Genomic DNA, 14,111 nt, shown 5'->3' on the forward strand with positions numbered 1-14,111 from the left:
CTCCTAAATAGGTGTGAAGTTCTTGCCTTCACCCCTTATATCGGAAAGAACGGTAGTGAATTAAGCAGTAAGCTTATTTTTTTCCTCAAAAAAAAGACTATCTATTAAAGATAGTCCAAAATGCTAGTTGATAAAATTTTGGTTCCCATAGCTAGAGAAGCTTGGTAAGCTGTTTGCTCCATCGTATACTGCATAAATTTTTCTGCTAAGTCAATGTCTTGTTTCTCAGAACGGATCGATTCCAAGTTCAAGCTATTGGTTTCATTTCTTTCTTGAGCAGCTGTCAAACGGTTATAAATCGTTCCCGTTTCTGAGCGCATGGTAACGATATTATCAATTTCTTTGTCTGCACGTGCCAACAAATCTCCAGATAGTGCTTTTGTATCATTGGCGTCTAGGGCTGTTAAAACATCTGATAGAAAAGTCCCTATGTTACTTGGTTTCTCAGCTGAGCCTTGTTCATTCATCAATTCACGACCATCAGTTTTTAAGCTGATAGAGACACCAGCAGCAATTTCTCTCGTCAGCTTTCCGCTTCCATTAGCAGTACCATTGTATTGAATGCCCGTGAACTCACCATTTTCTTTCACTACTTCAAATGGTTTGGTCGTCGTATTCATCCCGGCAAAAACATACTTGCCGCCAAAGTTAGTATTTAATGCGTCAGTCAAAGTGTAGATCTCTGCTTCGACTTCTTTTTTAATAATTTGGCGATTATCATCATTCATAGTATCACTCGCTGCTTGCTGTACCAGTGTACGTATACGCTGCATGGCTTCTGTTGCATGATTCAAGGCAGAGTCTTGAACATTTGTAAAATCGATCGTGTCTTTGATCGTCGTTTTGTAACCGTCATTTTGAATCAGGCTGTTGTTTAAGTCTAAAATTTGCGAAACTTTCATTGGATCATCAGAAGGTCGATTGACCTCCTTCAAAGAAGAAAGTTGTTCTTGATATTTTTGGACGTTCGACATATTTTTATGTAAATTATTTAGAAAACTTGATGCCATATAGGAATCTGTTACCCGCATCTACTACACCCCCGTTCGATTGATCAGTGTATCTAGCATTTCTGCGATCGTTGAAATCATTCTGGAGTTCGCTTGAAAAGCACTTTGATATTGGATCATATTGGTGACTTCTTCGTTGATCGACACTCCAGAAACGGATGTCCGTCTTTGGTTCAGCAATTGAACTAAGTCACTTTGACTCTCTGCATTGCTATTGGCTTGATTTGCAACGATTCCTAATTCTGTAACGATCGTGTTGTAACGATTGGTAACAGAAGAACCCTCTTGTTGGTTTTCAATCGACATTTTATCGCTATCGTACTTCAAGTCACTAGCAGGATAGGTTAATGTTGTGTGCTGCAAAGCGGCAATCGCTTGTGCACGTGTTCCATCTCCATCTGTTGGATGTTCAATATCCTTACCAGCATGAATCAATTCTGGTTTCTCTGAAAGGATTTTTGAAACAGAGATATTTTTAGCGTATTCAGTCGTGCCGCCTAAGTCAAAAATCGGCTGATTCGTTTCGTCGCCATCACCATGAACCGTATTGACAGCTGTAGCAAAAGTATAAGCAAAATCATTTAAGGATTGCGTTTGTTCATCCATAATGGCCAAAGCTTCCTGGTTACCTTTGATCGTACCTGCTTTTAACGTCATCTCTTTTGACGTTCCATCTTCATGGACCACTGAAATAGCGCCCGATGATGAAGCGGCCAACTGTTGACTCCCGCTTTTTGTTAAGATATCTTCTCCATCTACAGAGACAGAAGCACGATGCAAATCATCTATCTGAACCGTAACATCAGCGACACCAGCTAATTCAAATAACAGTTGATCCTGTTTGTCATAAAGATCGTTTGGCGTTTCACCGCTTGATACGGCATGCGCGATTTGTCCATTTAATGTATTGAGCTGATCGATTTTCGTATTGAAATCTTTAACACCGGTCTGGATATCTTTGATAGTCGCCTGTTGCAAACTTTCAATCTGCGTCGCCATATGGTTAAGGGTATCAGCCAATGTTTCCGAATGCTGCACAACAGTCGTTTTTGCGGATGTCAATTCTGGGTTTGAGCTTAAATAGGTCCACGACGAGAAAACATTGCTGATATCGGTACTTAGACCTGTACCGGACAGCTCATCAAAGACAGATTCCAGCTGGCTCAATGCATCAGACTTCTGGCTATATTTATTCAGATTGGCATTTTCATTACGTAATTGTTCAGTTACAGCCTCATCAACCACCCGCACGATACCTGAAACTTTTGCACCTGTCCCAAGATAGCCAACACCTGCTTGATAATAAGGGTTATTGGCGGTAATTTTGACTTGTTGTCGAGTATAGCCTTCTGTATTCGCATTTGAGACATTATGACTAACGGTCTGTAAAGCCGTTTGCGTCGTCTTTAATCCGCTAGTTGCCGAGTTGAGTGATCCAAATAATCCTGACATCTTTTTACTCCTTTAAATCGATTGATTGATGAGATTGGGATGCTTTGATGCAGCATAAGTCCCTTTTTTCGAGTACGTATGACCTGACTTTTTCGCAGTTTTACTGATAGCATCCAGCACGCCTTCTTGAAATTGCAAAGCTTGTTTTGTCAGCATCAAATTGGTTTCTTGCAATTCTTGTATCTTTCGTACATCCTCAACTACTTCTTGCTCAGTCATATCAGACGGATCCAATTCCTGCATCATTTTTAAGAAGCTTTGCTTTTCTTTGACGATCTCTTCAATTTGCTGACCATCATTTTTAATCAATGCTGTCTTTTCTACTTTTAACAAAGCCAGAAACTGCTGCAATATTTCTTTTAGATTTGTTGATGATTTCATGCTATCTCTAACCCTTCCTTTGTTTGTTCATTTCAGAAACCATACCTTCAGCAATTTTTTCAGGAGAAACTTCATATGTTCCTTCCATCACAGCTTTTTTGATTTCTTCTACACGTGCACTAAAAGCAGTGGAACTAGTTGAGCTGGCTGCCTGTCTAGCTGCTTCAGAGATATCAACTGTTACAGCCTCTTCTTTTACGGTTGACGTTTCCTCTATCTTATTCATTACTTTATTTTCTTTTAATTCTTTATTATAGCGGAGATTGTTGATGTATTGGTTGTAGCCATTTCCAATTTTCATCTTTGGTCCTCCCTTTCTATCTTGTCTTTATTTCTATTTTGTCCATTACTCATTCATTAAGACGTTTTCTGTCTTCATCTCTTTTATCGGTCATCAGCAACAAAAGTTTAACACATTTTTTTAGATTAGCTACTAAAAGAAAGAGAATATATCAAAATTGAAGCTTTTTTGACTTTATAAAAAAAGGACCAGCCTTAGCTGATCCTTTTTTTAAATAGATATCTTCTATATTACAAGTTCAAACACAAGCGAGCAGTTGAGACGGTTGTTATCTTATTTTTTATCGCGATTTGCAATTGTAACTCATGTCGCTCCTAACAGAGACACAATTTTACTGCCTTTACCATGCCACAATTATTTTAAGTTTCGGATGCGTTGCTCTTGGCTAAGAATATTAGTGATCCGAATGCCAAAGCTTTCGTTGATCACAACAACTTCTCCTTCTGCGATCAATTTGCCGTTAACATAGATTTCTAAAGGTTCGTCCGTCATTTTGTCAAGTTCGACAACTGAACCAGTGCCTAAAGATAGAATGTCTTTGATGGTCTTTTTACTTTCGCCGAGAACGACACTGAAATCAAGCGAAACGTCCATGATCAGATCCAAATTCTTATTAGCTGTTGCAGCATCGTTGTGACTCAATTCTTGAAAAGCTGGTTTTTGGACTGTAAATCTTTGTTCTGATTCATTTACCGGTTCTGGTGCCATTTCTATCTTAGGTGAAGCTGTCGGCTGGTCTGACGTATGACCGCTGACAACTTCTGCTTGATCAGAAAGCATTGCCGCTTCGATATTACGGACAGTATCCAGCGCAAAGATTTGCATGATTTCGCTGTGTAAAATACCTTCAACATCTAAATTGAAAGCAATTTTGCAAATCCCTTCATCTTTTAAGATCAAATCGTTATCGATATCTTGCTTATCGCTCCAAACGACTACTTTCGGTGGATGGATATCGATCACTTTATCCAACATCGTAGCCATTGCTGTTGAAGCAGAACCAATCATTTGATTCATCACTTCTTTGACCGCACTTAATTCTAGTTCAGTAAGCTTTGTCGTTTGCGTTTTTCCGTCGCCGCCCATCATTAAATCAGCAATGATCGCTGCATCATCTGTATCCATCATGAGCATGTTTGTTCCAACAAGTCCCGCTTTAAATTCAACAGTCGTTACGACTTTTGGTGTGTTGCTCTGAGCAATGATCGTTTCAAAATCGGTACAGGTCACACGCGGCGTTGTAATCAAGACTTGGTGGTTTAAATTTTTGGATAAAGCTGTAGCAGCTTGCGACATAGAAATATTGCCGACTTCTCCAATGATATCAGTCTGCTGCTGCGTTAAGGTATGTAAAGGCTGTTCTTTTGGTGTTTCCGGTTCTGCATGTCCGCTTAGTAACCGGTCAATTTCTTCTTGTGATAATTGGTCACTACTCATTTGCCGTTTCTCCTCCTATATATTGTAAAATTTCAATGGCCATATTTTTCCCTTTGACACCTGGTTTGACGAGGCAATACGGCAAATGTTCAATAGACATCACTAATGGCTGCGATGTTTTGCCATCCAATTGAATAATGTCCCCATCTTCTAACTGCAAGAAATTTTCCAGCGGCATCTCTGTCTGTCCTAATAAGACTTCAGTATTGACTTTTACATCTTGCAGGTTGCTTTCTAATGCTTCATTCTCTGTGTGATCGATTTCCTTCCCACCATGGAACCAATTGCGGAAGCTCAGCTTGTCCAAGATCGTTTCAAAGAATAAATAAGGAATACACAGATTAATAAAGGTTTTGCTTCCCATCAACTCTGTCGTAAAAGTTGTTAAAACGATCGGTTCATTCGGCGACATATTTTGCAGCATTTGAGCATTCGTTTCCATCGCTTCTAATGAAACATCCAAATCAATAATATCCGACCAAGCTGCTTGAAAAGCTTGTGCTAGGTTTTTACCAACGTCTTCCAATAGGGCGAATTCAATTTCTGTAAAGCTGTCTTTATCCGTCGCTTCAGCACTAGTAATTTCTTGAGAACTGCCGCACAACAGTTCAACCAGCTGTAAACAGACTTGTGGATTGACTTCGATAACTTGCACACCTTCTAATGGTTCGGCATGTAAAACGTTCAGCAGCGTAAATCGCGGAACAGAATGAACGAACTCGTCAAAGCTGATCTGCTCGATCGATGCGAGCTGCAAAGTCACACCTGAGCGAACTTGTGTAGAAAGAATATTGCTTGTGATTTTAGCAAACTCTTCAAAAATCATGCTGAGCATGCTGATATATTCCTTTGATAAACGTACTGGCCGGCGAAAGTCATACTCTTTGATCTTCGGTTTTTCAGCTTCTTCTAAAACTTTTTCATCGATCTCGCCGCTTTCAACAGCTGCCAGCAAAGAGTCGATTTCTTGTTGTGATAAGACTTGTGTCACGATTCTCCCTCACTTTTAGGTATTAACCCATCTAACTGGATAAGACTGGCAATTTCTCCTTTCACAGATAGGATACCAGCGATCTTGCTCGTCTCTTTTTGATCGACTTGCTTGATTTCTGATGCTTCAATCTCAGTCACTGCCAAAATCTCATCAACCATAAACGCCATTTTCCCATCGGCATTTTTCATAATGATGCTGTTATTGTAACACATTTCTTCCATACCACTAGATGGATACAGCAATTGTTGCAAATTGATCAAACTTATGATCTCCCCACGTAAATTGATCAAACCTTGGATCCACTTTGGTGCTGTAGGGACAGCTTTCCAAACCAACTGTTTTGTCATTTCTTCCGTGTGGCTTGCATCTAATGCAAAAACCTTTTCATTTAGCTTAAAGGTGATAATCTGCATCTCTTCTCCTCCGCTACTGGGTAACTTTATCGAGTGCTTGAATCACACGGCTGCTGTCAAAAGGTTTCACGATAAAATCAAGTGCTCCGGCACGAATAGCATCCATTACCATCGATTGTTGTCCCATTGCACTGCACATCACAACTTTAGCCCCGGCATCAACCGCCTTGATTCCTTTTAACGCTTCAACACCATCCATTTCCGGCATCGTGATATCCATCGTCACGATATCCGGTTGTTCAGCTTTATACTTTTCGATGGCATCAGCACCATTTTCAGCTTCTGCTACAACGGAATAGCCATTCTTTTCTAGAATATCTTTCAATTTCATTCTCATAAATGCTGCGTCATCAACGATCAATACTTTTTTTGACATCTTTTCTTCCCCTTTCAATTTCAAACGCCCAACAAGGCAAACAATTTCTCTAAATTTCTTGATTGCGGTACATAATATAAAGAAGATTCTACGCGATTACCCATATAAAAAAATTCTAATTTGATGATCAAAATCGTATCGTCATATTGCCCTTGCTCCAAATAGACACTACTTACTATGGAGCCAAACAAATCACGTGTCAATAGCGGGACAGAAGAAAGCAACTGCAGATCCAACAATTTTGTGACAGCGTTCAAAAAGGCGTTCACGATGATATTGACCAGCTCTTTTAAAGCTGAATTCGTCATTTCTTCATCAGCTGCTATATCAACTGGCAGCATCATCTTTGCGACATCATTTAAATCTTCCTGCTTGCCGACAAAGAGGAAAGCTCCAGGTGCATCGCCTAAGATCTTTGTTAAGACCGCTTTGACGATCGTGTCTTCTGTCATGATTTGCTCAAAAATTTCTTCATACGATAATGCTTCGATCACCGGGACTGTCATGTGAACTGGCTTTTCGATCAACTGAGAAATACTCGTTGCTGCATGTCCTCCCCCAATATTGATCACTTCTTTTAATGCATCCAACTGCTTTTCACTATATGGTTTGGACATGCTGTTCACCGACACTTTCATTGGCAATAGCAGTGACATCAAGGATCAGCACGATCTCACCATTTCCAAGAACCGTTGCGCCTAAGTATTTATTGACATCCTTCAATTCTTTGCCGAGCTTTTTAATCACGATTTCTTGCTGCTTCACCAACTCGTTGACAGACAGTGCATAACGGTACTCACCGAGCTGGACAAGAACCAAGTGCTGGATCGATTGCTCCTGTTGGGACAAATCTAATTCATTTTTCAACCAAATGACTGGTACAGGCTCGTCTTCGCGAACATACAAGCTGCGGCCGTAAGTTTCTACAATGTCTCCAGCTTGGACTTCTACAACTTTTTCAATAATGTCTAACGGGATCGCAAATGTCTCAGTCTCAACTTTTACCAACAACGAATCAATGATCGATAACGTCAACGGCAGATTGATTTTGAATATAGAACCTTTATCAACTTCACTGATGATTTCAATTGTTCCGCCTAATGAACTGATTTTTTGTTTCACCACATCCATTCCCACGCCGCGACCTGAGATATTGGTCACTTCTTTTGCTGTTGAAAAACCAGGATGAAAAATCAACTGCTGTAGTTCCTTTTCATTCAACCCTTCAGTTGCGATTCCTTTGTGCTCAGCGCTTTCTTTAATGGTTTGCGGATCGATTCCTTTACCATCATCTTTGACCATCAAGACGACGCGATTGCCTTCTTGATAAGCTGTGACTTGGATCAACCCTTCTGGATCTTTCCCCAATTCTTTACGTCTTTCCGCCGGTTCTATTCCATGATCAGCCGAGTTGCGAAGGAGATGGATCAACGGTTCACCCAATTCGGAAACGACTGTGCGATCAAGTTCAGTATCTTCGCCTTCGATCACTAGTCGAAATGTCTTTCCTAGTTCCTTTCCTAGATCCCTTACCATACGCGGGAAACTAGTCATTACAGTACTGACTGGCTGCAAACGGATCTTCAAAACAAGATCTTGCAGTTCTGTTGTGATCCGGGCCACCTGTTCTAACGGCTCCCGCATTTCAAAGATTTCATGCTGCTTCGTCAAATCTTCTAAACGCGTGCGATGGATCAGCAGCTCTGAAACAGCATTTAAGAAATCGTCCAATTTTTGGATATCGACACGGATCGAATGATTCCCAGCCATTGGTTTAGATGAGCTTTTTTTCTTCGCAGCTTTTCCTTGGTCCTTGATTGGTTCTCTCGCTTCCTCTTTGCCTATCGAAGACGTTTCTTCAGGTTTGGCTGTCGTCTCTTCTGTCTCGCATAATGCTTCAGCCGTGACCATCTTGATCAGCACATCTTCAATTTCGCTATTGTCTTTAGCGGCTGCTTCGATGGTTTCCATGTTATCTTTGGTCAGCAGCAGCAACTTGAACACTGAACCAAAATCTTCATTTTCCAGAATCTCTGCATGTGGTTCTGAATATAAAATATCTCCATGCTGCTCCAGCTTGCTCATTACAAGAAAAACACGGGCATTTTTCATCATGCTGCTGTCTTCGATTTTAACTGCTAGTGAAAAAACTTGGTAACCCTCTGCCGCAGCTGCTTGGATAACCTCCATATCTGCCATTTCGATGCTTTGCAGCTCAGTATTCCATTGTTCAGCCGGCATCACTTCTTCTTTTTCTTCTTCTGCCGTTGTCCCTTCTGCAGCATGATTCAATCGATCCAATAATGCACTGACATCTCTTTCGTCATCTATGCCACTTTGCAAATCTGCTTCAATATCAGATAACGTATCTAGACAATCAAAGATCAAAGCAATTGTTTTTTTGTCCGCTTTAATGGTCTGCGACTTGAGTAAGTCAAAAATATTTTCCAATTTGTGAGTCAACTTAGCCATAGCGTCAAAGCCCATTGTAGCTGCCATACCTTTTAACGTATGGGCTGAACGAAAGATTTCATTCAGGATCTCCAAGTCTGTTGGGTCCTCTTCCAATTCAAGGACACGATCGTTCAATACCTGTAAATGCACAGCCGTCTCTTCAAAGAAAACTTCGAGGTATTTACTATTGTCATCCGTCATGTTTCACTCTTCCTCCTTTTAGCATCGGTGCTCTTTTTCGTAAATAAAAGATGATATTTTTCTTAAACCATAAGCTTTAGGATCATAGATCGTTTCCGTCGCACCAGTGAAAAATAAACCGCCGGGGACGAGCGCTTCACTAAACTTTCGATACATCTCGTCTTTCACGTCGTTTTTAAAATAAATCGTCACGTTTCGGCAAAGGATCACATGACATTTATCGGGATAAGGGTCCGCGATCAAGTCATGTTTTTTAAACCGAACTTTTTGTTTGATGGCTGGAGACAAATAGTAAGTTTTTTCTGCTAAGTCAAAATAATCTACCCAATCTGTAGCTCTGATATTCTTCATCTCTATTTCAGAGTAGATCCCTTCCTTAGCTCGCTTCAAGATTGTTTCGTCAATGTCTGTTGCCAGAATTTTTTCCCGTGTAGCGATCCCATGTTTATCCAACATCATCGCCATCGAATAAGGTTCAGAACCGATCGAGCAAGCAGCACTCCAAATTTTCAAATCGGAAAATTTTGGCGCGAGTTGTTGAACCAACTGTTCTTCAAACTCTTCGAAAATATCTTGGTTGCGGAAAAAATCAGTGACATTAATGGTGATATAATCCAAAAATCTCTGCTTTATTGCTGGATTTCTCTGTATTTCTAAGGCATATTCTTCCAAAGTAGCTGCACCAGTGTTTTTCATCACAGTAGCGATCCGCCTTTGCAGCTGTTTTTCTTTATAGCTGTCCAAGTTCAATTTTAAATACTGTTTAGCCCACTTATAAAAAAAGTCATAATTCAGTTCCATTTCTTCACCCGATTATCCAATTGATCCATTCTGATAATTTTGTCAAACTCACACTCTGATCAACCATGCCTTGTTTGACTGCATTCCCCGGCATACCATATACTACTGAGGTTTCTTCATCTTGCGCTAAAATAAAGCCGCCATGTTTTTTGATGCTGCTACAACCTTTCGTACCATCATGTCCCATTCCGGTCAAAATCAATCCCACTAGGTGAGCACCATAGCAAGTGGCTGCCGATTGGAACAATAAATCAACAGCTGGACGGACACCATGTATTTTTGCTCCTTCATGTAAACAAATTTTATTTTGGTGAATCTCCATATGATGATCTCCAGGTGCAATATAGATCGTCCCGCTTTGAATGGGCATACCATCTGTTGCTTCCACGACAGTTGCGCTGGTTTCTTTATTTAACCGTTCAGCAAATGAAGCCGTAAATCCAGCTGGCATATGCTGCACAATAAAAATCGGCAATGTCACTTTTGCAGGCAAATTACGGATCAATGTCAAGAGCGCTTTAGGACCACCCGTAGAAGCACCGATCACGATGGCTTCTGTTTGTTGAAAATCAACTGTTTCAGCTGATTCTTTTTTCATAGAAACGAGAGGTTTGATCTGAGACGGTACTGTTGTTCGATCTAACACTCGCATCTTTTCCGCTACAACAGCTTTAAAATCGTCTGCATACCGTCTCAAGTCTTTCGGTTTTTCAATAAAGTCGATAGCTCCTCGTTCCAAAGCTTCAATTGTTAAATCTTTACTGGAATCGGCACTCATCATCATAACGGGCAGTTGATAAGCCTCCCGGATCATTGCTAACGTATCTAGTCCATTCAGCCCTGGCATCTGTACATCCATCAACACTACATCCGGTTGAGACCCAGCCAGCTGTTTTAATGCATCACGTCCATTGCGGGCTGTACTACTGATCGAAAGGCCATCGATTTCAGAGATCAAGTCGGACATGATCTTTCGCATAAACGGCGAATCATCTACCAATAAAATCTTTTTATTCATCTTTTCATCCTTTTTATAATACAATGATTTCTCTGTTTACCATCCGGACCGTCACCTCAAATGTCGCTAAGTCTACGGTCATCGTGCGTCCTGAATTCCCGCCTGTATGCTCGCCCAACAGCGGGATATTCAGCTCTTGCAAACATTGCTTAACTGCTGCTGCGTTACGAGCGCCGATATTGCCAGCAGGTGTCTCTGTCGTAAATTGAAACATACTGGCGCCGCCAGCAATCTTAGCCACCAACCTAGCTTGACCACTCAAAGCCTTGATCTCAGCTGCCATTTGCGGAATAGCCAAATCAGCAAATTTTTCATGTTTCGTTGCTTCTTTGAAGGCTCTACTATCTGGCAGCATAATATGGCTCAAACCGCCGATTTTTGTTTTTGGTTCATATAAAGCAATGCCGATACAGGAGCCTAAACCGATCGTCATCAATAGATTTGGCGGCTGAGTGATGTGATAATCTGAAATTTTCACCTTGATCTCTTCTGCCATTTATCCGCCCGCCACCTATCTTATTTTTTGCACACTATCCTGCTTTTTCGATCAGTTCTTCAAGTTCTTTGCTGCCTGTTTCTGAAATAAAGGTTTCGCAATTTAACAACGTAATGATCTCTTCATCTTTGGATATAAAAGCACGGATACTTTCCGCTGTTTCGTCTTTTATCTTATCATGATGTTCTTTCAGCGATACCGATTCAAAAGTTTGAACGGTCAGCACATCATCTACAGCTAAGCCGATTCTTTTGTCATGCCATTCTGCCACAATGATTTTTGCATCTGAGGTAAAAGCCATTCGTTCCTTAAAGAAACGTTCATTCATATCGATTACTGGTAAGATCTGTTCATCATATTGGATGATTCCCAAAATATAAGCAGTAGCATCCAAGACACTCGTTACTTTTTCTAGCTGCAGAATTTTTTCTGTTTTATCGATCGGCAGTGCAAATTTCTGCTGATGACATGTAAAAACAACATATTTTTCCATTTTCTCACCTGCTTTTGTTCTTGTTTATAGGAGTCGATTTTAAGATCCAACAGCTGGTATCACTGGATCTCCAAGTCCTGCTTCTGATTCAGTAGGGTAAGCAGCACGTTCTTTCGCTAATTTAAAGCGGTCCGTTTCTTCAGCTAGTTCTTTTGCCACACTTTCCAAGTCGTAGATATGAGAAGTGAACTCTTCCATCGTAGCCAAGATTTCTTGTGCATTAGCAGAAACTTCTTCGGTGCCGGCTGAGTTTTCTTCAGCAGTTGCAGCAATATTCTCAACAGATAACACCACTGCTTCTTTTTTCTCGTTGATTTGACTGCTCAACATAATGACATGAATGATATTTTCTACTAAGGCTTCAACTCTGTCCATCACGGTGTTAGCCGCTTCGATTGCTTGGTCGATCAGTTTGGTTTGCTTCTCACTGTCTTCATGCGATTCTTGCACTTTCTCTACCATATTTTGTGATTTCTTTTGCACTTCTTGAATGATCAAGCTGATATTTTTGGAAGAGCGGGCACTTTGCTCAGCCAATTTTCTGACTTCATCTGCTACAACAGCAAAGCCGCGTCCTGCTTCGCCAGCACGTGCTGCTTCGATTGATGCATTTAACGCTAGTAAGTTTGTCTGACTAGAAATTCCGCTGATAACTTGAGTAATGTTTTCAATGTTTTGGATTTCATCGTCTACCGAAGTAATATTTTCTTTCAAACTACCCAATGTTTCGATCGTATTCTGCCAGTTTTCATATACGTGCATCATTTTTTCGCTATTTTTAAAGTTGGCTGAAGTTGTGTCATCGACATGCTGGCTCATATTTTGCAAATCGGTTTCCATATCAGTCAAAATCGAAGCCAGTGCATCCATTTGAGCTGAAGTTGCAGCTGTGTCTTGTGTTTGAAGGCTTGTCGCATCCGCAATACCTGAGATCGTTTCAGATACTTCTTCAGTCGCAGAAGAAGTTTGCTTAGAAATCTCTGTCAATGTTTCCGTCATGTCTGATACGCGCGCGCTGCTAGTTTGAATGTTTCCAACCAAATGCTGCATTTTTTGTACCATTTGATTAAAATAGAAAGCAAGTTGACCTAGTTCATGGCTATCCGCCGCGATGGCTGTTGTCTGTTTCTTTTTACTTGCTGCTTTAGATTTCTTTCCCTTACGGAAAAAACGAGACAGTGTTGTATTGCTTTTTCCTGATAAATCTTCATCGTGCAATTGAGCAGTTAAGTCTCCATTTTCTAATCGTTTGAAAGCATGAGTGAATGTTTCCATGATATTGATCATGTATCCTGATAGGGCTATTGCAATAAAAATAGACAATAAGATTCCGCAAATCAACAGCACCAAACCGATTCTTGTCGTTGCTTGTAATTCATTGCTCATTTCGTTTTGTTGAACAGCACCATATACGGTCAAACCAATGCCAGGAATTTTTTCATAATAGGTCCCGAAGCTTCCTTCATTCAACGCATCATCAAAAACAAAACCTTTGTCGTCCTTAGCTTCTGTTACCAAAGCCATGGAAGAATAATCTTGGCCGATATTGCGACCATCGCCTGACATAAACAGCTTTCCGTCTTGATCAAGAATAAAAGAAGAGCCTGTATTCCCAATCTTGCTATTTACGATCAGCTCACTAAACTTAGATAAATTAAAGTCGATCCCTAAAATACCATAAACTTTTCCACCTTGGTAAACAGCTTTCGAGAGCGTGACCGTATATTGATTGGTTTGATCTTTTGAATAAGGCTTAGACCAATATAAGTTGCCGTTATTTGCTAAAGCCCCTTGGTACCAGTTTGCTTGATCAACAATTTGACCTTCTTTTTCTCCTTCAGCTGAAGTGATATACGTTCCGCTTTCCATAGCATAAAAAGCATTTCCTACATAAGGATTTGTATTTTTAAAAAAAGTCAAGTCTTCCCAAACGGTGGTTCTAAGCGTTTCGTTATCCTCGATCCCCCAAAATTCCGGTTCTTTCGCTAAATGATTGATACTTTCTTCTAATGATGTCGCAGCGCTTTTCAACTGCGAGGATAATTGAACTACACTGCTCTCCTCATTTTCTTTTACTCGGTTTTCCAGCAATCGTGCGGAGCTGTAATAATTCATGATCAAAGAGATCAGCATCGGAATGAGAATCAGTAACACGATAACGATATTGATCAATAATCTTATGCTCTTATGTTTATTTGTACCTTTGTTAAAAAATCGTTTAACAACAAACGGCTTTATTCGTTTCTCCATTAGTTTTGGCTCCTTAAACTTATTTTTTGATCAA

The 14,111-nt window shown here is 40.4% G+C and carries 15 protein-coding genes; all 15 read right to left on the reverse strand.

From position 1 onward, the window contains the following. Positions 1-104 precede the first annotated feature (104 nt). The 15 genes from flgL to BM057_RS00435 all read right to left on the reverse strand — a co-directional run bounded on the left by flgL (position 105) and on the right by BM057_RS00435 (position 14,077). On the reverse strand, positions 105-1,031 hold the full coding sequence (gene flgL / locus BM057_RS00365; RefSeq protein WP_047392898.1) for a flagellar hook-associated protein FlgL: 927 nt from the start codon (positions 1,029-1,031) through the stop codon (positions 105-107). Positions 1,032-1,034: 3 nt separating this feature from the next. Next, positions 1,035-2,462 (reverse strand): flagellar hook-associated protein FlgK, encoded by a 1,428-nt coding sequence (gene flgK, locus BM057_RS00370; RefSeq protein ID WP_047392896.1) that lies wholly within the window; start codon positions 2,460-2,462, stop codon positions 1,035-1,037. Positions 2,463-2,474: 12 nt separating this feature from the next. After that, positions 2,475-2,843, reverse strand: coding sequence for a flagellar export chaperone FlgN (flgN, locus tag BM057_RS00375; RefSeq protein WP_047392894.1), 369 nt, complete (start codon positions 2,841-2,843; stop codon positions 2,475-2,477). 7 nt (positions 2,844-2,850) lie between these two features. Then, positions 2,851-3,144, reverse strand: a complete 294-nt coding sequence (gene flgM / locus BM057_RS00380) for a flagellar biosynthesis anti-sigma factor FlgM (protein ID WP_047392892.1) — start codon at positions 3,142-3,144, stop codon at positions 2,851-2,853. A gap of 354 nt (positions 3,145-3,498) precedes the next feature. Further along, positions 3,499-4,581, reverse strand: coding sequence for a flagellar motor switch phosphatase FliY (gene fliY / locus BM057_RS00385; protein WP_092090721.1), 1,083 nt, complete (start codon positions 4,579-4,581; stop codon positions 3,499-3,501). Beyond that, positions 4,574-5,572: a flagellar motor switch protein FliM gene (gene fliM, locus BM057_RS00390; RefSeq protein ID WP_092090722.1), complete on the reverse strand. Its 999-nt coding sequence runs from the start codon at positions 5,570-5,572 to the stop codon at positions 4,574-4,576. The genes fliY and fliM overlap by 8 nt, the downstream gene beginning before the upstream one ends. Continuing rightward, a complete protein-coding gene (locus tag BM057_RS00395; RefSeq protein ID WP_047392883.1) occupies positions 5,569-5,988 on the reverse strand; it encodes a chemotaxis protein CheW in 420 nt (139 codons plus the stop codon). The genes fliM and BM057_RS00395 overlap by 4 nt, the downstream gene beginning before the upstream one ends. Before the next feature lie 13 nt (positions 5,989-6,001). Further along, positions 6,002-6,364 carry a response regulator gene (locus BM057_RS00400; protein ID WP_092090723.1) on the reverse strand — a complete coding sequence of 121 codons (363 nt, stop codon included), beginning with the start codon at positions 6,362-6,364 and terminating at the stop codon, positions 6,002-6,004. Positions 6,365-6,384: 20 nt separating this feature from the next. Further along, positions 6,385-6,981, reverse strand: coding sequence for a chemotaxis protein CheC (locus tag BM057_RS00405; RefSeq protein WP_092090724.1), 597 nt, complete (start codon positions 6,979-6,981; stop codon positions 6,385-6,387). Continuing rightward, positions 6,965-9,019, reverse strand: coding sequence for a chemotaxis protein CheA (locus tag BM057_RS00410; RefSeq protein ID WP_092090725.1), 2,055 nt, complete (start codon positions 9,017-9,019; stop codon positions 6,965-6,967). Before BM057_RS00410 ends, BM057_RS00405 begins: the two co-directional genes overlap by 17 nt. A gap of 18 nt (positions 9,020-9,037) precedes the next feature. Beyond that, the gene (locus tag BM057_RS00415; protein WP_092090726.1) at positions 9,038-9,820 is read right to left on the reverse strand and encodes a CheR family methyltransferase; all 783 of its coding nucleotides are present in this window, start codon (positions 9,818-9,820) and stop codon (positions 9,038-9,040) included. 4 nt (positions 9,821-9,824) lie between these two features. Next, entirely contained in the window at positions 9,825-10,838 is a 1,014-nt protein-coding gene (gene cheB / locus BM057_RS00420) for a chemotaxis-specific protein-glutamate methyltransferase CheB (RefSeq protein ID WP_092090785.1), read from the reverse strand. Positions 10,839-10,851: 13 nt separating this feature from the next. Beyond that, positions 10,852-11,334, reverse strand: a complete 483-nt coding sequence (locus tag BM057_RS00425; protein ID WP_092090727.1) for a chemotaxis protein CheD — start codon at positions 11,332-11,334, stop codon at positions 10,852-10,854. A 34-nt stretch (positions 11,335-11,368) separates the two neighbouring features. Next, entirely contained in the window at positions 11,369-11,827 is a 459-nt protein-coding gene (locus tag BM057_RS00430; protein ID WP_092090728.1) for a chemotaxis protein CheW, read from the reverse strand. Between the two features lie 39 nt (positions 11,828-11,866). Further along, a complete protein-coding gene (locus tag BM057_RS00435; protein ID WP_092090729.1) occupies positions 11,867-14,077 on the reverse strand; it encodes a methyl-accepting chemotaxis protein in 2,211 nt (736 codons plus the stop codon). Positions 14,078-14,111: the final 34 nt, after the last annotated feature.

This window comes from Pisciglobus halotolerans (assembly GCF_900113675.1).
GTDB classification, from domain to species: Bacteria; Bacillota; Bacilli; order Lactobacillales; family Carnobacteriaceae; genus Pisciglobus; species Pisciglobus halotolerans.

Excerpts from the sequence above, each read along its gene's own strand:
- BM057_RS00435 (WP_092090729.1), bottom strand. The coding sequence starts at position 14,077 with ATGGAGAAACGAATAAAGCCGTTTGTTGTTAAACGATTTTTTAACAAA.
- flgL (WP_047392898.1), bottom strand. The coding sequence starts at position 1,031 with ATGCGGGTAACAGATTCCTATATGGCATCAAGTTTTCTAAATAATTTA.
- BM057_RS00415 (WP_092090726.1), bottom strand. The coding sequence starts at position 9,820 with ATGGAACTGAATTATGACTTTTTTTATAAGTGGGCTAAACAGTATTTA.
- BM057_RS00430 (WP_092090728.1), bottom strand. The coding sequence starts at position 11,827 with ATGGAAAAATATGTTGTTTTTACATGTCATCAGCAGAAATTTGCACTG.
- BM057_RS00395 (WP_047392883.1), bottom strand. The coding sequence starts at position 5,988 with ATGCAGATTATCACCTTTAAGCTAAATGAAAAGGTTTTTGCATTAGAT.
- flgN (WP_047392894.1), bottom strand. The coding sequence starts at position 2,843 with ATGAAATCATCAACAAATCTAAAAGAAATATTGCAGCAGTTTCTGGCT.
- cheB (WP_092090785.1), bottom strand. The coding sequence starts at position 10,838 with ATGAATAAAAAGATTTTATTGGTAGATGATTCGCCGTTTATGCGAAAG.
- BM057_RS00405 (WP_092090724.1), bottom strand. The coding sequence starts at position 6,981 with ATGTCCAAACCATATAGTGAAAAGCAGTTGGATGCATTAAAAGAAGTG.
- BM057_RS00410 (WP_092090725.1), bottom strand. The coding sequence starts at position 9,019 with ATGACGGATGACAATAGTAAATACCTCGAAGTTTTCTTTGAAGAGACG.
- flgK (WP_047392896.1), bottom strand. The coding sequence starts at position 2,462 with ATGTCAGGATTATTTGGATCACTCAACTCGGCAACTAGCGGATTAAAG.
- BM057_RS00425 (WP_092090727.1), bottom strand. The coding sequence starts at position 11,334 with ATGGCAGAAGAGATCAAGGTGAAAATTTCAGATTATCACATCACTCAG.
- flgM (WP_047392892.1), bottom strand. The coding sequence starts at position 3,144 with ATGAAAATTGGAAATGGCTACAACCAATACATCAACAATCTCCGCTAT.
- BM057_RS00400 (WP_092090723.1), bottom strand. The coding sequence starts at position 6,364 with ATGTCAAAAAAAGTATTGATCGTTGATGACGCAGCATTTATGAGAATG.
- fliY (WP_092090721.1), bottom strand. The coding sequence starts at position 4,581 with ATGAGTAGTGACCAATTATCACAAGAAGAAATTGACCGGTTACTAAGC.